We start from the raw sequence: 22,612 nt of genomic DNA, 5'->3' as shown, positions 1-22,612 counted from the left end.
CGTCCTTTTTTACCCGCCCATTACTGGGGATTCCTCAGCCCCGCGCCGGGCTTTTTCCTCTGCCTGTAAAAACTAAATAATATCTGTCCCCCTGTCGTTCTGTTGCTCCTGCTGTTGATAAAGCGATTAAACGTGTAACGATTTCAGCGAGCTGTATATATGCGACGGCGCTGCGCTGGCGCTAAATTTTCGTTTCAGTTACCTGAATGGACATAGTGGGAAAGGAATATAGCGGTAAGCTGAGTTAACAGGCGAACAATATAAGTTGCAAACAGTTGAGCCGGCGCGCCTGCTCGCCCATGAGTCCGTGTATTGCGTATACAGTACAGGTGCGTTAATGAAAATTAATGATGAATTAATAGGCCGACTTATTACGCAGTTCACTTAAACCCAAAATGGTAATTGTGTGAATTAGCGAGCCTGGCGTTGTGCGCAGATGTGACAGCGTGAAGGCGGTTTTTTTACGCCGCCCCGGCACACTGTAAAGCCGTTTGCTTATTGTCGTGCTGATTTACTCGTTATTTCAGTGTGTTACCATCTACGGTTAAGCGCTTTTTCTGAAATCTCCCGAAATAATGGGCGTGGAATATCTGCATTTTAAGTGTTTGTGCTAAAAATTTATAAATAGCTTAGAACCTATTAACTCTCCAGGAGAGGGAAGGCGTAAGCTAATTTTTATGAAAAATACGCGGTGATACTATTTGGAACAGATTATTATAATTGCCAGGCGTGATAGTTTTTTTACCTGATTATATATAAATTTCTTGAGTCTGGATTGTTATATATGTATTTGCTAAAAAGTTTTTCTGGTCTTCTGATTTAATGAGTTAATTTTATATGTTTGCCGTGGCGCGATGGCGTAAAAAACTGATTTAAGATTAAGGAACGTGTATGAAATATTAATTTTTCTGCGGCGTGCGGTGGTGGGTCGATATTTATTATCATTAAATAAATAATGGCTTTAAGGTGATGAATTTATTTGACATGCTTTATGACTTTAATGAACCATATACAGGCATAGGGAATTTCTGTGCTTGGATAGAGAGATTATTAAAAGGATTAGAGCAATGAGAGAATTGACCGTAAATGAGTTAGATATGGTTGCTGGTGGGTTTCTTGGCAATATCGTTATTGATGCTGTTAAACTGGCAAACGATTTTTTGAATACCTGGACTGTGTCTTCAGTAGGTCAGGCTTTTGACTTTTTTGGGTTGGGTAGTATTCATTACGCGGCCGATTCACTGGGGTACGCTATATTTAAGGGCATCGCGGGTATCGGTACCTTCCTTGGTGGTGATGAAAGTAATATCACTTACCATTTTGAACACGAGTGGGGCGGTTAATTCTGATAAAGTAACCACCCTGCGAGCAGGGTGGTTGTGCGTGAGGCGTCTTATCTTTTTACCAGTAGTTTCCTCATAAAAGGAGAAGTAAAGACATGGTGCGGATCGTATTTATCAAGAATCTCTATAGCGTTGTTCCAGTCCTTATAAGTGCCTGGCACGATAGTATTAATGACCTGCGCGTTTTCCCATGTCGCGTCATCCGTATACCCCCAACCTTTACTCCATTCCACACGCGTCAGCGCATAATCGCCGCTGTAGTGTGAAAATATCCACTGTTCCATTTCGTTATAAAATTTGTTCGCATCCGGCGTATCCGGCATTGACAGAATATCAAGCCAAATCGCCACGTCCCATTCCGGGTGTTCGTCAACCGGGCGAGCGGCAGAAAGGGCGGGCGCTATGGCGCCATTCACCATTGATTCTTCCGGCCTGTCCAGGCCCGTCACCCTGACTTCAATGGGGCCATTCATTGGCCATGAGTTACGCTTCTGGTAGGCATCGACCATCTCCTCATATTTGCTGACAAAATCATACAGCACGGACTGGATGTTATCGCGACGGGTAATAATGGCATAGCCGTTTGCCGTAACGCGCAGCGTGTCCGGTTTAACATACAGCAGCAGGTCTTTGCTCCAGCCCCATAAATCGCCTGCTATCGTAGCGCCCAGGCCGGTTTTTACCAGGTTCATCTGCAGGTTGCCCATGTCCGGCGTTTTTTCCGGACAACCGTTATTGATAAGTTTAATCAGATCCGAAAGTTCAATGGGGATACGGTCTGAAAAGGGATAGTTATACGGGCCGTGAACCGGTTTGGAAACGGTGGGGTACTGAGGTGTTTCAGTCCAGATTTTTAGCCACGGCTTGTCGGTGAACGGGAACCAGATGGCTTCAACCTTTCCGCACTGATCGAGGTAATGCGTGAATGTACGCAATCCCGCAGCCGTATTGGCCGCGAAGAGTTCGCTGGCGGGAACATTGATAAAGCTTTGGCAGCGTAACCTTTTGTTTCTCGGCACCTGCATAGTCACTTCGTAGATAATGGTGCGGCCAACGCAGGTCAGAAATGGCGCAATTTCAGGATCGTTACGATGGAACGTTTTTGTGGTGTAGCGACGCGTTGCTGCGTCCCAGACAATAGCGCTCAGTGAAACAATATTGTTACTCATTGTTCCCCAGGTGCCTTTATTGGTCAGTTTTTCATTCTTTGCGGGAACGCAGGTACCATGGCCATTAATACATAAAACACCGCCCAGAGTCAGATCGCCTGGCGCTGGGTGGGCATAATATCCCAGTTTTTTTTTCTCCAGCGCAGTAAATAAATCTTCCATTAATATACCGGTTTGGGCCGTAACTGTTCCACTTTCGCCGGTTTTATTAATAGTAACGGATGTAAGGTATTTCGACATATCGATGAAAATAACCTGGCTGTTATTATTTCCGTTTGCGATAGTCAGCGGCGACCAGTTATGTTGCTGGCCGGTTACGCGCACGTTAAAATTATTCTGCCAGGCCCAGTTAACGATATTAAGTAGCTCGTTAACGGACTTAGGCGAATAGGTCAGTATATGCGTGCCGCTGACCTGCTTTGACCAGTTTAGATAATCCGAATAAAAGCTCCCGGCTGGTTTGATTGTTTTCAATTCCATATTCTATCCCTTTTATTTTTCACTGTATGTATATACAGTATTTTTAGTTTATGCCTCTGCGATTTATTGTCAAGATGAGGAAATGTAATTTTTAGATGAAATAAAATAAGAAATACTTTCCGTTTAAATGATTTTTCCTAAAAACTGGCGAGGGGCGTAAATGAAGGAACTGTGAAATACGAAATAAATAAAATAATCGTCGTAGATTATTGAGCAGAGGAATAGCGGAATTTTTATTCAATAAACGTAATTAGCGCTGGAAGGCATTATGAGAATTAAAGGACACGGCCTAATCCTGGCCGTGAATAGCGAACGGGTCTGCCTGCGTCAGAAAATCTGCTTAAGCAGGTTTTGTACGCCAGCGGTCCGAAATAAAATCGAGCAGGCATTATCACGTAATAATATAAAAATCAGCAACCCAGAGGTAAAGATATACCGAACGAATGCCGGGCGCTTTAATTGCGCAAATAGACCGGCCTTCCATTTGCGAGGGCCGGCGAAAAGCGGAGCGCGGGTTTGCGCAGGCGGGTTAGTGGTTAGAAAACCAGTTCAGCTTTCCACGCAGTGCGACCACACGGCCAATAATAATCAGCCCTGGGCTTTGAACCTGCTGCGCCAGCGTATTAAGCTGCGCCAGCGTGCCGTCAACCACGCGTTGCGCTACCGCCGTGCCGTTTTCCACCAGGGCTACCGGCATATCAGGCGACATACCGTGCCTGATCAGGTTCTCCTGGATTGCCGCTGCCTGATTCAGACCCATATAAAATATCAGCGTCTGGCTCTCTGCCGCCAGGTTTTGCCACTGTAATTCGCCGCCGGTTTTCAGATGGCCGGTGACCAGCCGTACGCTCTGAGCATAGTCACGATGGGTTAACGGTATACCCGCGTAAGCGGAGCAGCCGGAAGCGGCTGTGATGCCAGGGACGACAGAGAAAGGGATGCTGGCATTGCACAGCACTTCCAGCTCTTCGCCGCCGCGTCCGAATATAAACGGATCGCCGCCTTTGAGGCGCACGACCCGTTTACCGCGTTGGGCCTCGCGCAGCAGAATTTGGTTAATTTCTTCCTGAGGGACACAGTGATAGCCCGCGCGTTTACCTACAAAGACGCGATCGGCGTCGCGGCGCACCAGATTCATGATGTCATCCGACACCAGCCTGTCGTATACCACCACATCCGCCTGCTGAATCTGCTGCAGCCCTTTAAGCGTCAGCAGGCCAGCGTCGCCAGGGCCTGCGCCCACCAGCACCACTTCGCCGCGATGATCCAGCGGTTCGCTAAACAGCGCTTCAGTTGCTTTCTCAATAGCGAGTGTATCGCGGTTAGCCAGCGACTGGGCGAGACGGTCATGGTTAAAGAACTTTTCCCAGAAGCGGCGGCGCTCGCCCATTGTGGCGAAGGCCGTTTTCACACGCTGGCGCAGCGTGCCCGCATAGTGGGCTACGCGCCCCAGGTGTAAGGGAAGCAGGGACTCCAGTTTTTCGCGCAGCAGGCGCGCGAGTACAGGCGAGGTGCCGCCGGAGGAGATAGCCACCATCAGCGGTGAACGGTCGATGATGGACGGCATAATGAAACTTGCCTGCTGTGGCGCATCCACTACGTTACAGAAAATACGGCGCAATTCAGCGGCGTCGCTAACCTGCTGATTGACGGTATCGTCATCGGTTGCGGCGATGGTTAACCAGCAGTCGTCGAGCAGCGTTTCATCAAATGCGCCTTTTATCAGCGTAAGTTTGTCCGCTTCCTCCCAGGCGTAAAACTGCGGGGTAAAATCGAGCGCGTTAACGATAAGCCGGGCACCTGCCTCCAGCAGCAGACGCGCTTTACGCTCTGCAACGTCGCCCCCGCCGACAAGCAGGCAGGTGCGATTATGTAACTGACAGAATACAGGCAGGTGATCCACGGCATTACCTCACAGTTTAATTTGCGATGCGTTCAGACATGCTGGCGCTCTTCTTTTGGGGACGCTCAGCGCGTGGAGTAGCATACCAGTAACCCAGACCCATGAATACGACGCCAGACAGCGTGTTGCCAAGGGTTACCCATAGCAGATTATGGCCTATTGCGGCGAGCGTATAGCTTTCGCTGTGATTACCGAACCAGGAAAGGGCGAACAGCGTCATATTCGCCACAGAGTGTTCATAGCCAGAAGCGATAAAAGCCAGCAGGCACCACCAGATAGCAATAAATTTGGCTGCGCCTTCGCTACGCACAGCCATCCAGATAGCCAGGCAAACTAACCAGTTGCACAGCGCGCCTTTAAAAAATAGCGTCATCGCAGGCTGGGTCGTTTTTGCCAGCGCCGCGCTGTGTATCAGGCTGTTGTCTGCCGCCAGCAGGCTGCCGCCGCCCCAGCAGTAAAGCAAGGCGACAAACACAGAGCCAATAAGATTGCCCATCCAGGTCTGCGGCAAAATACGCCACATCTGACCGTGGCTCAGTGCGCCTGTTTTTACGCCGAAGGTCAGGAACATGGTGTGGCCGGTGAACAATTCAGAGCCTGCGATAATAACCAGCGTTAGCGCAATGCCAAAGGTGGCGCCCATCACCAGAGGGCGCACCGAGGGGTCTAGCTGATTACCAAGGGTGAAGATAAGTATGATGCCTAAACCAACGTAGGCGCCAGCCATAGCCGATGCGAGCCAGAAGGAAAAAGGGTGTGATTTATTCAGGCGAGCGATGCGCGCGGCATTTGCCGCACACTGATTGATCGTGTCGGTGAACATTGTTGCGTTATCCTTAATTGCCCGGAATTTAGCGCGCGAGAAAGCGCCCAAACGACCGGGTAAAACAAACGAAAGTAAATAAAAAGATTTATGGGGAACCTTTATTGGCAGGCTTCGCCCAAAAATTCGGCGCCGGCTCCCGGCAGGGAGCGGCGCCGTTTCGGTCAGGCCCTGATTTGAACCTGGCCGTCCTGCACCCTTGCCTCAAAGTGGGCTACGGAACGGGATTCGTCTTCCATACACAGGCCGTCGCTCAGGCGAAAGCGCTGCTTTTTCAGCGGGCTTGCCACCCAGAGTTCGCCCTGGTGTTCGGCAATCAGGCCGCGTGACAATACGCTGGCCTCAAAGAAGGGATCGATGTTGCTGATGGCGTATACCTGTTCATCGGCGCGCGGGCGGAAAATCGCCACCTGCTGCTGGCCGAGCAGGGCGCAAACGCCGGTTGCAGGCAGAATATCGCTCAACGGGCAAACGGTAGTCCACTGGCTCATGCGTTTTCCTCCACAAGGGTAACCGGGATGCGTTCATACGGCGTCGCCGGGCGATGCTGCTGGCGTTCCGGCATAAACTGCACGTTCGGGTCGCGCAGGCTGCTGTTGATGAAATGTCTGAAGCGTAGCTGCGCCTGCGGATTATCAAGCGTCTCCTGCCATTCGCAGGCAAACGCTTCGCGCAGACGCGCAATTTCCGTTTCAAGGTGCGAGTTGATGCCAAGCTTGTCGTCGATAATCACGCTCTTCACATAGTCGATACCGCCTTCCATATTTTCCAGCCATACCGAGGTGCGCTGTAATTTATCGGCGGTGCGGATGTAGAACATCATGAAGCGATCGAGATAGCGCACCAGCGTCTCGCGATCGAGATCGGCCGCCAGCAGATCGGCATGGCGGGGTTTCATGCCGCCGTTGCCGCAGACATAGAGATTCCAGCCTTTTTCGGTTGCGATGACGCCCACGTCTTTACCCTGGGCTTCCGCGCATTCACGGGTACAGCCTGAGACGCCAAACTTCATTTTGTGCGGCGTGCGGATGCCTTTATAGCGGTTTTCCAGCTCAACGCCGAAACCGACGCTGTCGCCCACACCGTAGCGACACCAGGTGCTGCCAACGCAGGTTTTCGCCATACGCAGCGCTTTGGCGTAGGCGTGTCCGGTTTCAAAGCCGGCGGCGATGAGCTGACGCCAGACTTCCGGCAGGTCATTTTTCTGAACGCCGAACAGCCCGATGCGCTGTGAGCCGGTTATTTTGGTGTAGAGATTGAATTCGCGGGCAATTCGGCCCACTTCCATCAGCCCTTCCGGCGTAATTTCCCCCCCTGCGGAGCGCGGGATGACCGAGTACGTGCCGTCTTTTTGAATATTGGCGAGGAAATTATCGTTAGTATCCTGCAGCGGCGTGTTTTCCGGCTTCAGCACATATTCGTTCCAGCACGAGGCCAGCAGCGAACCAACGGTGGGTTTACAGACTTCGCAGCCATAGCCGCTGCCGTATTTCGCCAGCAGTTCGTCAAAGGTTTTAATGCCTTCCACGCGAATCAGGTGATACAGCTCCTGGCGGGAAAATGCGAAGTGCTCGCACAGGTGGTTATTAACTTCAATACCCTGTTTCGCCAGTTCGGCGTTGAGCACCTGGGTCACCAGCGGAATACAGCCGCCGCAGCCGGTGCCGGCTTTGGTTTCAGCCTTCAGCGCCGCAACGGTATGACAGCCGTTGTTAATGGCGGCAATAAGGTCGCCTTTCGTAACGTCGAAGCAGGAGCAAATCTGCGCCGTTTCCGGCAGTTTATCTACGCCGATGGCTGGCTTGCCGCTGCCTGCATGAGCCGGCAGGATAAGCGAATCCGGGTTCTCAGGCAGTTCAATGGCGTTGAGCATCAACTGTAAGAGGTTGCCGTAATCGCTGGTGTCGCCGACCAGGACTGCGCCGAGCAGTGTTTTATTATCTGCGCTGACGGTCAGGCGTTTATAGATTTCTTTATTTTCGTCGAGATAGACATAGCTGCGACAGTCCGGGGTACGGCCGTGGGCATCGCCGATGCCGCCTACGTCTACGCCCAGCAGCTTGAGTTTGGCGCTCATATCGGCGCCTTCAAATACGCTATTATTGCCGAGCAGGTGATCGACGGCGACCTGGGCCATTTTATAGCCGGGCGCAACCAGGCCAAACACGCGGTTATGCCAACTGGCGCACTCGCCAATGGCGTAGATATCCGGGTCGGATGTCTGGCAGTTGTCGTTAATCACGATGCCGCCGCGCGAAGCCGTGGCCAGGCCGCACTGGGTAGCGAGCTTGTCGCGTGGGCGAATACCGGTTGAGAAGACGATAAAGTCAATTTCCAGTTCGCTGCCGTCGGCAAAGCGCATCGTTTTACGCCTTTCGGTGCCTTGCTGGACGATTTCCTGAGTATTTTTGCTGGTATGGACTTTTACGCCCATGCGCTCGATTTTTCTGCGCAGTTGCTCACCGCCCATCCGATCGAGCTGCTCGGCCATCAGCATTGGCGCAAATTCGATAACGTGCGTTTCCACGCCAAGGTTTTTCAGCGCGCCAGCCGCTTCCAGACCGAGCAGCCCGCCGCCGATAACCGCTCCGCGCTTGCTGCGGCGAGCGCAGGCTTCAATGGCGTTAAGATCTTCAATCGTGCGGTAAACGAAGCAATCCTGCGTTTCTGCGCCTTTGATTGGCGGGATCCACGGATAAGAGCCGGTAGCCATAATTAGCTTATCGTAAAACACGGTGCGGCCAGCGCTGGAGTGGATGACTTTTTCCTGACGATTGATTGTGATAGCGCGTTCGCCCACCAGCACCTGCACACCGTGTTTCTCGTAAAACCCTTCACGCACCAGCGTCAGTTCTTCAGCAGTGTGGTGTGAGAAATAAGAGGAAAGGTGGACGCGATCGTAGGCGATGCGGGGTTCTTCACAGAAGATGGTTATCTCAAACTGATTTGGCCCGTCTTTATCAATAAGATCTTCGATAAAGCGGTGTCCGACCATACCGTTTCCGATAACAGCGAGTCTGACTTTGCTCATTTTTGCCTCGATTTCTTTTCTATTACCGCCTACCTTAACGATTCAGTTAGGGTAATTATTGATGTGGATCAATTACAACTTTATATACCTACTAAGTGGTATGACGCTGATTTATCGGGCTTTATCTAAAACAGGGGAAAATCAACCGATTACAAAAAATGCGATTTTGTACAAAAAATAGCCGTGCAATGTTAAGGGATTAATTTGATGCATGTAAAAGAACCAGATGCTCTGCTTTACGGAATGTAGGGGGGGCTTGCCTGAGCGCAGGTTATGTGGCGTCGCGCGGGTAACGAAGCCCGTATTGTGTAGGGGCGTGACGCCTGCGGCGCAATATTCTGAAAATGAAAGCAATACGATAAAAGGCGAATAAAAAAAGCCGAGGGCTACAGTGTAAAAATGCGTTAAGCCTACAGTGCGGGCGCCAGTTTGAGTGTACGTTATTGTTAACGTAAAATTGAAAGTCATTGTGTCAATGACTACAGATTGTTGACAAAGAAAGAGAAAACGGGGTTTTTCTTTCTTTGTAGTAAGCAGGCGAACATCAATGCTTTGATTTTCCTTGTTTTTATTGACCTTCATCCATCCTGTCTGCGACAGGTTGGGGTTTGTCAGCAGTCTCAAGTCATTGTGACAATGACTAATGGGTTTTGCGTATGGCTGGCGAAACAACGGGTTATATTTTAGTAAATTAAGGTAAAAGGCTGGCGCACTGGCGGTGCGCTCTTTAGAATCAATTAATTCGCCTGGTATCGTTAAGGAATTGTTCATGCTGAAATCGTCTCTGGCAGCGCTCGCTGCTGTATTTGCTCTTGTTACGCTTTCGCCTGCTGCGCTGGCAGCGCAAGGCGATCCTCGCGTTTTGCTGACTACCTCGGCGGGCAATATTGAACTGGAGTTAGATGCCCGGAAAGCGCCGGTTTCAGTGAAAAATTTCGTTGATTATGTAAACAGCGGTTTTTATAACAACACTATCTTTCACCGCGTTATTCCGGGGTTTATGGTGCAGGGCGGCGGTTTTAACGCTCAGATGCAGCAAAAACAGACGAATCCGCCTATTAAAAACGAAGCGGATAACGGGCTGCGCAACGCCCGGGGCACTATTTCAATGGCGCGTACCGCTGATAAAGATAGCGCGACCAGCCAGTTCTTTTTGAACGTTGCCGATAACGCGTTTCTTGACCACGGCCAGCGTGACTTTGGTTATGCCGTATTCGGTAAAATCGTTAAAGGAATGGATATTGCCGATAAAATCGCTCAGGTGCCGACGCACAACGTAGGCCCGTACCAGAATGTACCGACAAAACCTATTGTTATTCTTTCCGCTAAAGTCCTTCCCTGATTGCGACGCGCGGGCCTGCGGCCCGCGCGTTTTTCGCCCTCCCCGGCGTCTGGCGTAATTGCTGTTTATACTTTCTGCAAAACAGTGTTTGCAGAGGTCGCTATGACAAAAAAACTCACCGACAGGCAAAAATCCCGATTGTGGGCGCAGCAGCGCAGCCGTAACTTTCAGGCCAGCAGTGCGCTGGAGGGATTAACGGTTCCGCTTACCGACGCAGGCCAGGACGAGGTTGATGCGCGGCTGGACGCGCTAAGGGAACGCTATGCTCGATAAAAACGGCAATGATATTGATCCCGACTTCTGGCCCGGTACATCAGTGATGCGTAACCGGTTGGGTATTCGCGAAAGCGAACGACTGACGCAGGCGGAGCAGGAATATACGGCGCTGCGCGCGGCAACGCTGGCGCTCGGCCCGGCGCGCCGGGGGCTGCCGCACCTTTGCGCTATTCACCGCCACCTTTTTCAGGATCTGTTCGACTGGGCTGGTGAAGTACGGACGGTAGATATTTGTGACGGCGATATTTGCTTTTGTCATTTTGATTATATTGAGAAAGAAGGCAATGCGCTGATGCAGGCGCTTGAAGAGGAGAACTGGCTGACCCGACTGGATAAGGCGGAGTTTGTGGCGCGACTGGCCCATTATTACTGTGAAATCAATATGCTGCATCCATTTCGCTTTGGCAGCGGCCGTGCGCAACGTATTTTCTTTGAACAACTGGCCCTGCATGCCGGCTATAGCCTTGACTGGCGCAATATTGACAGAGAAGCCTGGCGTGCGGCGAATCAGGCTGGCGCAACGGGGGAACTGGCGCCCCTGAAGGCAATTTTTAATGAAGCGGTAAACGAGGCGGAAGAAAACGCGTAAACTGGCATCGTTTTTTCGCCTGGAGCCGCCATGCTGTTACTTATTGACAATTACGATTCTTTTACGTGGAACCTTTATCAGTACTTCTGTGAACTTGGCGCTCAGGTGCGGGTGATGCGTAATGATGAACTGACGGTTGACGATATTAACGCGCTGGCGCCACAGCATATTGTCATATCGCCAGGCCCGTGTACGCCGGATGAAGCGGGCATTTCTCTGGATGTTATCCGCTGTTATGCGGGCAGGCTGCCGCTGCTTGGCGTCTGCCTTGGTCATCAGGCTATTGCGCAGGCGTTTGGGGCGAAGATTGTCCGTGCGGCCAGGGTTATGCACGGCAAAACGTCGACAATTGAACATAACGGGCAGGGCGTTTTTCACGGTTTGAATAATCCGCTGGTGGTAACGCGCTATCATTCGTTGTTAATCGATCCGGCTACGCTGGCGCCTGAATTTGAGGTGACGGCCTGGAGCGAGCAGGCAGAAATTATGGGTATTCGCCATCGCAAGTGGAACCTGGAAGGAGTGCAGTTTCATCCGGAAAGTATTCTCAGCGAACAGGGCCATCAGTTGCTGCGAAACTTTCTGTCACGCTAACTTTCCCATTGCCAGGGTTTGGTTTTTTATGCATATTTTATGACTGTATTTTCATTTTGTGATTTGCATGAAAAGGGATGGGCTATTAATGGCAACTGAACAATCCGCAATTACTCGCGCTACGTTCGATGATGTGATTGTGCCGATTTATGCACCAGCACAGTTTATTCCTGTAAAGGGCAAGGGCAGCCGCATTTGGGATCAGGCGGGGGCAGAGTATATCGATTTTGCGGGCGGGATTGCGGTAACGGCGCTTGGACATTGTCATCCGGCGCTGGTTGAGGCGCTAAAAGCGCAGGGGGAAACGCTGTGGCACGTTAGCAATGTGTTTACTAATGAGCCGGCGCTGCGTCTTGGGCGTAAGTTGACCGAGGCTACGTTTGCTGAACGCGTAGTGTTTATGAATTCCGGCACAGAGGCTAACGAAACCGCATTCAAACTGGCGCGTCATTATGCCATTACCCGGCACAACCCTTACAAAACTAAAATCATTGCTTTTCACCACGCCTTTCACGGACGTTCGTTTTTCACCGTTTCTGTTGGCGGACAGCCAAAGTATTCCGACGGCTTTGGCCCTAAACCTGCGGATATCGTTCATGTGCCATTTAACGATCTACACGCCGTAAAAGCCGTGATGGACGATCGCACCTGCGCAGTCGTTGTGGAGCCTGTTCAGGGCGAAGGCGGTGTGATAGCCGCCAACCCGGCATTCCTGCAGGGGCTGCGCGCGCTGTGCGACCAGTACCAGGCGTTGCTGGTGTTTGATGAAGTGCAGTGCGGTATGGGACGTACCGGCGAACTGTTTGCATACATGCACTATGGCGTAACGCCTGATATCCTCACCAGCGCTAAAGCGCTGGGCGGTGGTTTTCCGGTGAGCGCTATGCTGACTACGCAGGATGTGGCATCGGCGTTTCATGCCGGTTCCCACGGCTCTACATACGGCGGCAATCCGCTGGCCTGCGCGGTGGCGGAGGCGGCGTTCGATATTATTAATACGCCGAAAGTGCTGGAGGGCGTGGTTCGTAAACGCGCACAGTTTGTCGCTCACCTGCAGCGTATTGATAAACAATACGACCTGTTTAGCGATATTCGCGGTATGGGGCTGCTGATTGGCGCTGAACTGAAACCGCGCTACAGAGGCCGCGCCCGCGATCTGCTGCTGGCGGCGGCTGACGCTGGCGTGATGGTGCTTAACGCTGGGCCGGATGTGCTGCGGTTTGCGCCCGCGCTGGTTGTGGAAACTGCCGATATCGATGAGGGGATGATGCGCTTTACGCAGGCCGCAGCGCGTTTTGTGAAAGGTTAATCGCTTTTACGCAGGCGGCGGCTAAGCCAGATGCCGTGGTGCGGACGCTGGCGCCATGCAACGGACGAGATAGTGAGCATGGCGCTGAGGTGCCCAAGAATGCGCTGCAAATGTTGTTCGACCCGACTGAGCGGGCCGTGAGCCAGCGCCTCGGGCGGTTCGAGAATGTTGACTTCACCCGCTTTTCCCGGCGCGTCATATTCCAGCCGCTGCTGGCAGCGCTGAATCGCAATTTCGCAGGACTGTAGCCAGCGCTGCGCCAAATCCGGCGTCAGCATGTTATGCTCCCGCGCCAGCGTCGTCATTGCATTGATATGCTCAACGATATACTGGCTGTGCGTCACCCACAGTTTCATATCGGCCAGATAGCGGTTGTTGAACCCCGGTTCCTGCATTGCCTGGTTTAGGGAGTTATACAGCGCGTTATGCGCCTGATTGACCTGCATACGTTCATACGCCAGCGGGCCGGGTTGCGGGTCGTTGCTGAGAATCAGGCGAATGGCGGTCTGATCTTTTTCCAGCGCGTCGTGGGCGTTTTGTCGCAGCAGGCCGCTTTGCCACTGCGGCCATAGCCAGACCATGCCGCCGAAGGCAATCATGCAGCCGAGAAGGGTATCGATAAGCCGCGTCATAATCATTTCTTCGCCGTTAAGCGACAGCAGTTGTAACGTATAAACCGCCGTTATCGTAAAGCCAATGGTTGCCCAGCCGTAGCTTTTGCGGATGATAAGGTAGCTTGCCAGCGTAATGATGAGCATTCCCAGCAGCGTGTAACCTTCCGCTACGTGGAAATGGAGCGCGCCTGCGGCGATCAGCAGGCCGGCAATTGTGCCGCCTGCCCGGTGCAGGATACGCACCCGCGTAGCGCCGTAGCCGTTTTGCGTAACGAACATGATAGTCATCAAAATCCACCACGGTTTGGGCAGATGCAGCGCTGCTCCCAGCAGGCTGGCGACAGCAAGCATCACGCCCAGACGAGCGGCGGTGCGTAACGCGGAAGATTTTAGCGACAGGTAGTTTTTCAGCGCGGGCCACAGCGGCTGGCGGCGCTGGCGGTCAGCCATTAAATCGCGCACATATAGCGGGCGCTGAGTGCGCAATACTCTGGCGATGCGGTTAAAGTGATAATGACAGAACTGACCGACCGGATTATCAGGATGCTGAGAGGCTATCTTTTCCAGGGCCGAAAGCGGTTTTTCCATGCTGAAGCGACCCGGATAGCGGTGGTAAAGAATATCATCCGATAGCGTGCGCAACCGTGCGGCGACAGTCATGGCATTCCAGCGGATCACGGCCTCGGCGTGGCTTTGTTCCACCAGCTTTTGTACTTCTTCAGGCTGGTGCAGGCTTACGGAAATGTGCTCCTGTAAATCCAGCGCTACCTGAAATACGCGCCGAAGGCGTTTGTAATCGCTCTGGTGGCTGCTGGCGGACAGCATATGCAGTTGCTGATAGCACTGGCTAATCAGATCGACAACCTTTTGCTGGCGCGTGAGCAGCGGCGGTAGCGCGGTTTGCGGATCGATATGCTGTGTCAGCATGCTATATTTGGCTTCGCAATAATCTGCCAGCTCGCGATAAAGCAGGCTCAGGGTTTCACGCAGCGGCTGTTCGCGCCACAGCCATAGCCAGAACCAGTTAAATAGCCCGTACCATATGGTGCCGAGCGTGTAGAGCGCCATCGGTTGCCAGATGGGCATGTTGCCGACAAGGCTGAGGGTAAAAATAGCGGCAATAAGAGAGGCCGGTAGTAGACGCGCGTGTAGCGCGCTGATCTCCGCCGTTACGCCCAGCAGTAACGCCATTCCCGGCAGTATGGCGGCCAGCGGAACGGCGTTTAGCAACAGTAGCTGCACGGCCAGACTACTAAGGGCGAACAGACTGGTGCCGATAATCAGCCGCTTAAAAAAACGTTTGTGGGGCGTATCCAGACCGGCGATGTTGCAGCAGACGGGAACGAGAGACAGTATCAGCCCGAGCTGAAGGTTGCCGAAAATAAGGCCGACGACGACCGGCAGGCAGAGCACCAGCGTCTGGCGCAGCGCGTAATTCACTTCCGGATGATAGATGAGTCGGCGCCACATAGCGTTATAGTAAAGGCAAAAAACGGCGTATTTCATGAACACGCCGTTAGCAGTTGTATTAACGCGTACCGTAGACGACGATCGTTTTGCCGTGCGCGGAGATGAGATTCTGATCTTCCAGCATTTTCAGTATACGGCCTACGGTTTCGCGGGAGCAGCCGACAATCTGGCCGATTTCCTGCCGGGTTATCTTGATTTGCATACCGTCCGGATGGGTCATGGCGTCCGGTTGTTTCGCCAGGTTCAGCAGGGTCTGAGCGATACGGCCCGTGACGTCCAGGAAGGCGAGGTTGCCCACTTTCTCCGACGTGACCTGCAGGCGACGCGCCATCTGGGAAGACAGGCGCATCAGAATGTCCGGGTTAACCTGAATCAACTGACGGAATTTTTTGTATGAAATTTCCGCAACTTCACAGGCCGCCTTTGCCCGCACCCAGGCGCTGCGCTCCTGGCCTTCTTCGAACAGGCCAAGTTCACCGATAAAGTCGCCCTGGTTCAGGTAGGAAAGGATCATCTCTTTTCCCTCTTCATCCTTGATCAGCACAGCGACGGAGCCTTTGACGATGTAGTACAACGTTTCAGCTTTCTCACCCTGATGAATGAGCGTGCTCTTCGATGGATACTTGTGAATGTGGCAATGGGACAAAAACCATTCGAGAGTTGGATCTGTTTGCGGTTTGCCAAGCACCATGCGCGGTTATCCTCTGTTTTATACGACAGCCATAGAGCCACAGACGTTGTAATCATGTTTATCCAGGTCTGGGTTACGGCGTCAAAAATACCTGTAATCAGTAGAATTTTTAGCCCCTCAGGGCGCTCTACTGCTACGAATTAATAACTGACTTGTTTTAGCATAGCTTTTTCCGGGTGTCTCCTGTTGTCTCGTTTCAGCTTGACCCACGTCGCCTTCTGTTGCCAGTTTTTATGCGCACGCATACTCTGTGGGGATGTGAAACAACGGGAGTATTAAAAATGCAGGCACGAGTGAAATGGATTGAAGGGCTGACTTTCCTGGGCGAGTCGGCTTCCGGACACCAGGTTTTAATGGACGGCAACTCTGGCGATAAAGCGCCGAGCCCGATGGAGATGGTGTTAATGGCGGCGGGGAGCTGTAGCGCGATTGATGTCGTTTCCATTTTGCAAAAAGGACGCTACAGCGTGACCGATTGCGAAGTGAAACTCACCTCTGAGCGTCGCGAAGATGCGCCTCGGATTTTTACGCATATCAACCTTCACTTTGTGGTCACCGGTAACGGTTTGAAAGACAGCGCGGTTTCACGCGCGGTAGATCTGTCGGCGGAAAAATACTGCTCTGTAGCGTTGATGCTCGGTAAGGCTGTGGATATTACGCATTCTTATGAGGTCATTGAAGGTTAAAACAGTAGCGGCTGATACCGGGCAATGAAGATTCAACGGATACGCCCGCTCACTGTGTTTTGGGCAGAAAATCCAAACTTTATTGTTGGTATATTTTCCCCTGCGGTTTCGCCAGAAAAACGCCGCCTGTCGGGCGGCAGGAGTTTGCTGACAAACCCCATCCTGTCGCAGACAGGATGGGTGAAATACAATAAAAATATAGAAAATCAATGCGTTGATTTTCGCCTGCGTAACACAAAGAAGGAAAAAACCCCCGTTTTCTCCTTCTTTGTCAACAATCTGACGCCGCCTGTCGGGCGGCGGTATTCACCGACTGCCGATTGCAGCGCAGGTCAGCGATGCCATGCTGTAAGCCTGTGCGCGTAACGGGTAAATTAGTGGCTGCCAGCGAGTGAAAAAGAGACGTAAGGCCTGATAATTCGGGGTATTGAAATCATTTATTTGTGTGATGTTTTTCTTGCCGGCCATTATTCAATTTTTCGGCCTTCCATCAGCCGCTGCACCAGCGGGAGCATAATCAGCTCCATTGCCAGCCCCATTTTACCGCCTGGCACCACCAGCGTATTGATGTGTGAAATAAACGACCCCTGCAGCATAGCCAGTAGCCAGGGAAAGTCGATATTTTCCAGGTTGCGAAAATGAATGACGATAAAGCTTTCGTCCAGCGAGGGGATCGTTTTTGCGGCGAAGGGGTTGGAGGTATCCACCGTGGGCACTCGCTGGAAGTTAATATGGGTGCGGGAGAACTGTGGTGTGATGTAGTTAATGTAATCTTCCATTGAACGTACAACCGACTCCATTACCGCTTCGCGCGAATGCCCGCGTTCGCTCATATCGCGCACCAGTTTTTGAATCCACTCCAGGTTGACAATAGGCACTACGCCGACCAGTAAATCGACATGTTGGGCCACGTTGTGCTGCGGGGTGACCACGCCGCCGTGCAGCCCTTCGTAAAACATCACGTCAGTCGGTTCCGGCAGCGGCTGCCAGGGCGTAAATGTGCCCGGAAGCTGGTTCCAGGGCACGGCTTCGTCGTAAGTATGCAGGTATTTGCGCGCCTGGCCGCTGCCGCTTTGTCCGTATTCATTGAACGTATTCTCCAGCAGGCCAAAATCGTTGGCATCGGGGCCGAAATAGCTAATATGCCGCCCGAGATCCCGCGCCTTGCGGATTGCCATATCCATTTCCGGGCGCGTGTAGCGATGGAAACTGTCGCCTTCGATTTCGGCAGCGTGCAATCCCAACTGGGCGAAGATTTTGCGAAACGCAAGGCCGGTAGTGGTGGTGCCTGCGCCGCTGGAACCGGTGACGGCGATAATAGGGTGTCTGGCTGACATAGCTTCACAACTCCGTGGGGCAAAGAGAATGCGCGTTGTTTTGCGTGTTATTGCGTAAATATAGCCAACCAGCCCCTTTAGTCGCGAAACTGCGAGCGGGACATGATATTGACCGTTTCATGCAGCTCTGACCATACCACGACAGCTTCACCGCTCTGAAGCTGCCTTTTTACGTCAGCAACTTTTTGCGAAAGCGTTCGTTCGTTTTCGCCGTAGTCGGTACCTTCGCGCAGCACAAAAGCTTCAATCAGGTTATCAAGCGTCTGCGGAGGAATATCCTGCCAGGGCACTATCATATTATTGCTCCAGAAAGCGGCTCAGCCAGGCGGGGATACGCTGCTCCAGCCACATTTGCGGGCGGCGCAGCGTGCCGCCGACAAATCCGACGTGGCCGCCGTGCTCGGTGAGCTGGTATTCGACGTTAGCAGGCAGTTGCGCCCGGTCAGGAATGACGTGGTGATCCATAAATGGATCGTCTTTGGCGTGAATAATCAGCGTCGGCGTAGTGATTTTCGGCAGCACAGGCAGCGCGCTGCACTGCCGGTAGTAGTCCAGCGCGTCGTCAAAACCGTGAATTTTGGCAGTAATGAGGTCGTCAAATTCGCGGATACGCCGGATACGCTTAAGCTGTTCTGGCCGAACAGGCAGTGTGCCGGGCCAGGCTTTCAGCTTACGTCGCGCGTTGCCTTTTAACAGATTAAGCAAGTAGCGCTGATAAAAACGTGAAAAGCCCTTTTCCATATGGTAGCAACAGTGTTCCAGCATCAGCGGAGCGGAGACCACAACGCCCGCGCGCAGACTGCATGCCAGGCCCTGGCGCGCCATAAGGCAGGCCAGCATGTTGCCGCCAAGCGAAAACCCTACCGCGGCGGTCGGCGCCTGACCGTAGGTGTTAGTTAACCACGTCAGGAAGAAAGCCGCATCCCCGGTTTCGCCGGAATGATAAATACGCTCCATGCGGTTCGGCTCGCCGCTGCAACCGCGAAAATGCATGACCACGCCCAGCCATCCGCGCTGTTTAGCGGCATGAACCAGCCCGTGGGCGTACGGACTGTGCAGGCTGCCTTCCAGGCCGTGAAACACCACCAGGCGCGGCTTGTGGCGCGCATGCTCTGGCGGCTCGCTCCACGCCAGGTCGATAAAGTCCCCATCCGGCGTATCCAGCCGCTGCCAGTGCGGGGTGAACTGCATACGGCGGCGAATAATGCGCGGCAGCATGGTCTGAAGGTGCGGGTTGCGTGCGCCAGGCATCGGGCAAAAACGCTGGGGTTGGCCCTGTCGTGGCGGGAGGTTTGCAGGTGCGATGTCTGTCATGGCGTGAGGCGAAAATGTTTAACTAATTTGCGTCCTACTATACCGGCTTGTGAGCGGCGTGTTTAGGTTTTGAGGCGATAATGACCTGCGCGAGCGCTAAATGAACGCCGCGCAGGCAAGCGGCAAAGCGACAGAATTCGTTGGCTTTGGCAACTTTTCAGCAGTGTCCGCTCTGCCTCAAAGCCACAGCGCCGTCGTAATGTTATTCATGCAGACGCGGCTGTTACCGCCTCGCTACTATTAGTTAGTTCAGGCTTCCGAAGCCCTGGGTGAGGTTTTCGAGTTCTTCCTGCGCGGCCAGCCACTCCATTTCCGCCGCTTCCAGCGCTGTTTTGGTCTGGCTTTGCGTTTGCAGGCACTGGGTCAGATCGGCCTTACGGCTGGCGTCATAAAGCCCGGCGTCGGACAGTTGTTCTTCTACGGCGGCAAGCGCGGCGCTGAGGTTTTCCATCTGCTGCTCAAGCTGGGCGATTTTTTTGCGCAGCGGCTGGGTCTGGGCGCGCAGCTCCGCCTCGCGGCGCTTTTGATCTTTACGCGCCTGGGCGCTGTTGCCGCTATCCTGTTTTGGTGCGGCGTGCTGCTGCGTTTCCTGCTTTTGTTGGTCGCTTAGCCACTGCTGATAATCATCCAGATCGCCGTCAAAAGGTTCAACATGTCCGCCGTGCGCCAGGTACAAATCGTCCGTGGTTGAGCGCAGCAGGTGCCTGTCATGCGATACCACCACCAGCGCGCCGTCAAAGTCGATAAGCGCTTCGGTCAGCGCCTGGCGCATGTCGAGATCGAGGTGGTTAGTCGGTTCGTCAAGCAGCAGCAGGTTAGGGCGCTGCCAGACAATCAGAGCCAGTACCAGACGTGCTTTTTCGCCGCCGGAGAACTGGCCCGTCGGGTCGGTAACTTTGTCGCCGCGAAAACCAAAGCCGCCAAGGTAATCACGCAGCGTTTGTTCCGTTTCTTTGGGGGCCTGGCGCGTAAGGTGTTGCAGCGGCGATTCGCCGGCGCGCAGATATTCCAGTTGATGCTGAGCGAAGTAGCCAAGCTTAATGCCTTTCGCCAGCGCAACTTCGCCGCTAAGGGGGGGGAGTTCGCCTGCCAGCAGTTTAATCAGCGTAGATTTACCTGCGCCGTTGCGCCCCAGCAGGCCGATACGCGAGCCGGGAACTAAATTCAACCTGATGGCGTTGAGCACTACGCGTTCGCCGTAGCCTGCGCTTACCTTTTCCATTTTCAACAGCGGGTTAGGCAGACTCTCTGGCGTGCGGAAGGTGAAGTGAAACGGGTTGTCGATATGGGCCGGAGCGATAAGCTCCATACGTTCCAGCATCCTGATGCGGCTCTGGGCCTGTTTGGCTTTTGACGCTTTGGCGCGAAAGCGGTCAATATAACTTTGCAGATGCGCCACTTTTTGCTGCTGGCTTTCATACAGCGACTGTTGCTGCGCCAGGCGCGTGGCGCGCTGGCGCTCAAAGTCGCTGTAGTTGCCGGTGTATTCGAAAAGGCTTTCCTGCTCAATGTGCAGAATTTTACCCACTACAGGATCGAGGAAATCGCGGTCGTGAGAAATTAGGATCAGCGTGCCCGGATAGTTTTTCAGCCAGCGCTCCAGCCAGATAACGGCGTCGAGGTCAAGATGGTTAGTCGGTTCATCAAGCAGCAGGAGATCTGAACGACAAATTAGCGCCTGCGCCAGGTTAAGGCGCATACGCCAGCCGCCGGAAAAATCGCTTACCGGCTGCGCAAGCTGCTCATTGCTGAACCCAAGGCCGTGTAACAGGCTTGCGGCCCTGGCGTGGATAGTCCAGGCGTTAACGGCGTCAAGCTTGCCGTGTAGGGTCGCGATGGCGTGACCGTCATCGCGGGCGTTAGCCTGCGCCAGCTCGGCTTCAAGCCGACGAAACTCACGATCGCCGTCGATAACATACTCAATGGCCGGCATCGCCAGCGCCGGCGTTTCCTGATTAACCCACGCCAGTTGCCAGTTGCCCGGAAAGGCCACGTTGCCCGCGTCTGCGGAAATTTCATTTTTCAGCAGCGACAGCAATGTTGATTTGCCACAGCCGTTTTTGCCAACCAGGCCTACCTTCTGGCCGGGGTTGACGGTGGCGCTGGCGTTGTCCAGCAATACGCGGGTGCCGCGGCGTATTTGTAATGAAGAGAAAACAATCATGAGGCGCCATTTGTTTAGAGTATGTTAAATTGACTTTGATACAGGGTGACGTGGCGTTAAGCCTGCCTTGCCCGGGCTGCATGGTAGCCCAAAATGAGCATGAAGACGACCTGAGGGGAAATGATGACGCAGCCTGAACGTGTTTGCTGCTTATGCCCGCTCCGAAGCCCGGGGTGCAGTTGCCCGGCGCTTTTTAAGGCGTGGCTGGATCGTGCGCTAAGCCGCGGCTTTGCCAGCGGCGTGGGCGGTACGCGCTGGAAGGAACTGACGCTGCGTGGTCACTACCGGCGAAACGAAAGACGTATACCGGCGTGACGGGTGTAATCGCTATGCCCTGAGCGATATCCTGCGTCTGTTTAAATTGACCGAGGCATGCACGGGTTGTCGCCGGGGATTGTCTACTGGGCCTGGCGTCAGGCGCGCCGCGAACCGGAGGAGATTTTTGATCGTGACATTCAGCAAGAGAAGCGCAGGCCTGACGGTTGGGATGTGTTTGAATAACAGAGTAAACAACCATGACAGTGCGTAAACGGTTTATTGCCGGCGCGGTTTGCCCACGCTGCCAGACTCAGGATTCACTCGCGATGTGGCGGGAAAGCGGCGTGGACGTCGTGGCGTGCGCGCGCTGTGGCCATTACATGCGCGAGGCGGATAAAACTGTGCGTGAAAGCGTTCGCGAAAATGAACGTATTATCGGGTTTTTTCAGCCGGACTAGCGAGATTGCGCAGGTTTTTTTAAGCTAAGGGGTACACCGGCGCCGAATTCCGCTACAATCTGCGCCAGTCTTTTTCCTTCGCTCAGGAGATATCATGAAAGTAGCAAAAGACCTGGTGGTCAGCCTGGCCTATCAGGTACGTACAGAAGACGGTGTGTTGGTTGATGAGTCTCCGGTGAGTGCGCCGCTCGACTACCTGCATGGTCACGGTTCACTGATTTCAGGTCTGGAAAAGGCGCTGGAAGGTCATGACGTCGGCGATAAGTTCGATGTTAACGTGGGTGCTAATGATGCCTACGGCCAGTATGACGATAATCTGGTACAGCGCGTGCCGAAAGACGTCTTTATGGGCGTTGACGAGCTGCAGGTCGGCATGCGTTTCCTGGCGGAAACCGATCAGGGGCCGGTGCCGGTCGAAATCACGGAAGTTGGCGACGACCATGTGGTGGTTGATGGCAACCACATGCTGGCTGGCCAGAACCTGAACTTTAACGTCGAGGTTGTGGCGATTCGTGAAGCAACGGAAGAAGAACTGGCTCACGGCCATGTTCATGGCGAACACGACCATCATCATGAACACGGCGAAGGCTGCTGCGACGGGCACGGCCACGGTAAAAAAGGCGGTTGCGGCGGCGGTGGCTGCGGTTGCCACTAAGCGCCAGCGCGCTGAACGATTAACAGGCGTCTTCGGGCGCCTGTTTTGTTGTATATAGAAAACCCCCAGCTAGGCTGGGGGTTCCGTGAAGCTTTCAGCTATAAAT

At 53.3% G+C, this 22,612-nt stretch carries 21 protein-coding genes and 1 pseudogene; 10 read left to right on the top strand and 12 right to left on the bottom strand.

Annotated elements, in window-relative coordinates; all coding sequences use genetic code 11:
* Positions 1 to 1,067 precede the first annotated feature (1,067 nt).
* Entirely contained in the window at positions 1,068 to 1,343 is a 276-nt protein-coding gene (locus JJB97_RS15820; RefSeq protein ID WP_238715020.1) for a hypothetical protein, read from the top strand.
* Positions 1,344 to 1,393: 50 nt separating this feature from the next.
* Here the strand turns inward: JJB97_RS15820 and JJB97_RS15815 are convergent, their stop codons facing one another.
* From JJB97_RS15815 to JJB97_RS15790, 6 genes are all read right to left on the bottom strand, one after another.
* Positions 1,394 to 2,992: a cholesterol oxidase substrate-binding domain-containing protein gene (locus tag JJB97_RS15815; protein ID WP_238715019.1), complete on the bottom strand. Its 1,599-nt coding sequence runs from the start codon at positions 2,990 to 2,992 to the stop codon at positions 1,394 to 1,396.
* Positions 2,993 to 3,521: 529 nt separating this feature from the next.
* Complete coding sequence (gene cysG, locus JJB97_RS15810) at positions 3,522 to 4,895, bottom strand: siroheme synthase CysG (protein ID WP_238715018.1); 1,374 nt, start codon at positions 4,893 to 4,895, stop codon at positions 3,522 to 3,524.
* Positions 4,896 to 4,911: 16 nt separating this feature from the next.
* Positions 4,912 to 5,718 (bottom strand): nitrite transporter NirC, encoded by an 807-nt coding sequence (nirC, locus tag JJB97_RS15805; RefSeq protein WP_238715017.1) that lies wholly within the window; start codon positions 5,716 to 5,718, stop codon positions 4,912 to 4,914.
* A gap of 164 nt (positions 5,719 to 5,882) precedes the next feature.
* Entirely contained in the window at positions 5,883 to 6,209 is a 327-nt protein-coding gene (nirD, locus tag JJB97_RS15800; protein ID WP_238715015.1) for a nitrite reductase small subunit NirD, read from the bottom strand.
* Positions 6,206 to 8,749, bottom strand: a complete 2,544-nt coding sequence (gene nirB, locus JJB97_RS15795) for a nitrite reductase large subunit NirB (RefSeq protein ID WP_238715014.1) — start codon at positions 8,747 to 8,749, stop codon at positions 6,206 to 6,208. The genes nirD and nirB overlap by 4 nt, the downstream gene beginning before the upstream one ends.
* Before the next feature lie 141 nt (positions 8,750 to 8,890).
* The gene (locus JJB97_RS15790; protein WP_238715012.1) at positions 8,891 to 9,520 is read right to left on the bottom strand and encodes a hypothetical protein; all 630 of its coding nucleotides are present in this window, start codon (positions 9,518 to 9,520) and stop codon (positions 8,891 to 8,893) included.
* Between JJB97_RS15790 and ppiA the strand changes: the two genes are divergently transcribed.
* The 5 genes from ppiA (at position 9,519) to argD (ending at position 12,859) form a co-directional block, all read left to right on the top strand.
* Positions 9,519 to 10,091 (top strand): peptidylprolyl isomerase A, encoded by a 573-nt coding sequence (ppiA, locus tag JJB97_RS15785; protein WP_238715010.1) that lies wholly within the window; start codon positions 9,519 to 9,521, stop codon positions 10,089 to 10,091. The genes JJB97_RS15790 and ppiA overlap by 2 nt on opposite strands.
* Positions 10,092 to 10,193: 102 nt before the next feature.
* Positions 10,194 to 10,364 (top strand): YhfG family protein, encoded by a 171-nt coding sequence (locus tag JJB97_RS15780; protein ID WP_238715009.1) that lies wholly within the window; start codon positions 10,194 to 10,196, stop codon positions 10,362 to 10,364.
* Positions 10,354 to 10,956 (top strand): putative adenosine monophosphate-protein transferase Fic, encoded by a 603-nt coding sequence (locus JJB97_RS15775; protein ID WP_238715007.1) that lies wholly within the window; start codon positions 10,354 to 10,356, stop codon positions 10,954 to 10,956. Before JJB97_RS15780 ends, JJB97_RS15775 begins: the two co-directional genes overlap by 11 nt.
* A 30-nt stretch (positions 10,957 to 10,986) precedes the next feature.
* Positions 10,987 to 11,550 carry an aminodeoxychorismate synthase component 2 gene (gene pabA / locus JJB97_RS15770; RefSeq protein ID WP_238715005.1) on the top strand — a complete coding sequence of 188 codons (564 nt, stop codon included), beginning with the start codon at positions 10,987 to 10,989 and terminating at the stop codon, positions 11,548 to 11,550.
* 88 nt (positions 11,551 to 11,638) lie between these two features.
* Complete coding sequence (gene argD, locus JJB97_RS15765) at positions 11,639 to 12,859, top strand: bifunctional acetylornithine/succinyldiaminopimelate transaminase (protein ID WP_238715003.1); 1,221 nt, start codon at positions 11,639 to 11,641, stop codon at positions 12,857 to 12,859.
* Here the strand turns inward: argD and JJB97_RS15760 are convergent.
* Complete coding sequence (locus JJB97_RS15760; protein ID WP_238715021.1) at positions 12,856 to 14,943, bottom strand: YccS/YhfK family putative transporter; 2,088 nt, start codon at positions 14,941 to 14,943, stop codon at positions 12,856 to 12,858. The genes argD and JJB97_RS15760 overlap by 4 nt on opposite strands.
* Positions 14,944 to 15,001: 58 nt before the next feature.
* Positions 15,002 to 15,634, bottom strand: a complete 633-nt coding sequence (crp, locus tag JJB97_RS15755) for a cAMP-activated global transcriptional regulator CRP (RefSeq protein WP_004160660.1) — start codon at positions 15,632 to 15,634, stop codon at positions 15,002 to 15,004.
* Positions 15,635 to 15,915: 281 nt separating this feature from the next.
* Here crp and JJB97_RS15750 point away from each other — a divergent pair, with 281 nt between their 5' ends.
* Positions 15,916 to 16,320 (top strand): OsmC family protein, encoded by a 405-nt coding sequence (locus JJB97_RS15750; RefSeq protein WP_238715001.1) that lies wholly within the window; start codon positions 15,916 to 15,918, stop codon positions 16,318 to 16,320.
* A gap of 467 nt (positions 16,321 to 16,787) precedes the next feature.
* Here the strand turns inward: JJB97_RS15750 and JJB97_RS15745 are convergent, their stop codons facing one another.
* The 4 genes from JJB97_RS15745 to JJB97_RS15730 form a co-directional block, all read right to left on the bottom strand.
* Entirely contained in the window at positions 16,788 to 17,657 is an 870-nt protein-coding gene (locus tag JJB97_RS15745; protein ID WP_238715000.1) for a phosphoribulokinase, read from the bottom strand.
* A gap of 77 nt (positions 17,658 to 17,734) precedes the next feature.
* Positions 17,735 to 17,953: a YheU family protein gene (locus JJB97_RS15740; protein WP_238714999.1), complete on the bottom strand. Its 219-nt coding sequence runs from the start codon at positions 17,951 to 17,953 to the stop codon at positions 17,735 to 17,737.
* Between the two features lies 1 nt (position 17,954).
* Complete coding sequence (locus JJB97_RS15735) at positions 17,955 to 18,971, bottom strand: hydrolase (protein ID WP_238714997.1); 1,017 nt, start codon at positions 18,969 to 18,971, stop codon at positions 17,955 to 17,957.
* A gap of 244 nt (positions 18,972 to 19,215) precedes the next feature.
* On the bottom strand, positions 19,216 to 21,135 hold the full coding sequence (locus tag JJB97_RS15730; RefSeq protein WP_238714995.1) for an ABC transporter ATP-binding protein: 1,920 nt from the start codon (positions 21,133 to 21,135) through the stop codon (positions 19,216 to 19,218).
* Between the two features lie 177 nt (positions 21,136 to 21,312).
* Between JJB97_RS15730 and JJB97_RS15725 the strand changes: the two are divergent.
* The 3 genes and pseudogenes from JJB97_RS15725 to slyD all read left to right on the top strand — a co-directional run.
* Positions 21,313 to 21,636: pseudogene (locus tag JJB97_RS15725) on the top strand (NAD(P)H-dependent oxidoreductase); the annotation flags it as partial.
* A 14-nt stretch (positions 21,637 to 21,650) separates the two neighbouring features.
* Positions 21,651 to 21,851, top strand: coding sequence for a YheV family putative zinc ribbon protein (locus JJB97_RS15720; protein WP_238714993.1), 201 nt, complete (start codon positions 21,651 to 21,653; stop codon positions 21,849 to 21,851).
* Between the two features lie 94 nt (positions 21,852 to 21,945).
* Positions 21,946 to 22,506 (top strand): peptidylprolyl isomerase, encoded by a 561-nt coding sequence (gene slyD / locus JJB97_RS15715; protein ID WP_238714991.1) that lies wholly within the window; start codon positions 21,946 to 21,948, stop codon positions 22,504 to 22,506.
* Positions 22,507 to 22,612 lie beyond the last annotated feature (106 nt).

The sequence above is a fragment of the Tenebrionibacter intestinalis genome (assembly GCF_016632365.1).
GTDB classification, from domain to species: Bacteria; Pseudomonadota; Gammaproteobacteria; order Enterobacterales; family Enterobacteriaceae; genus Tenebrionibacter; species Tenebrionibacter intestinalis.
This window is presented reverse-complemented; position numbering and strand designations above follow the sequence as displayed.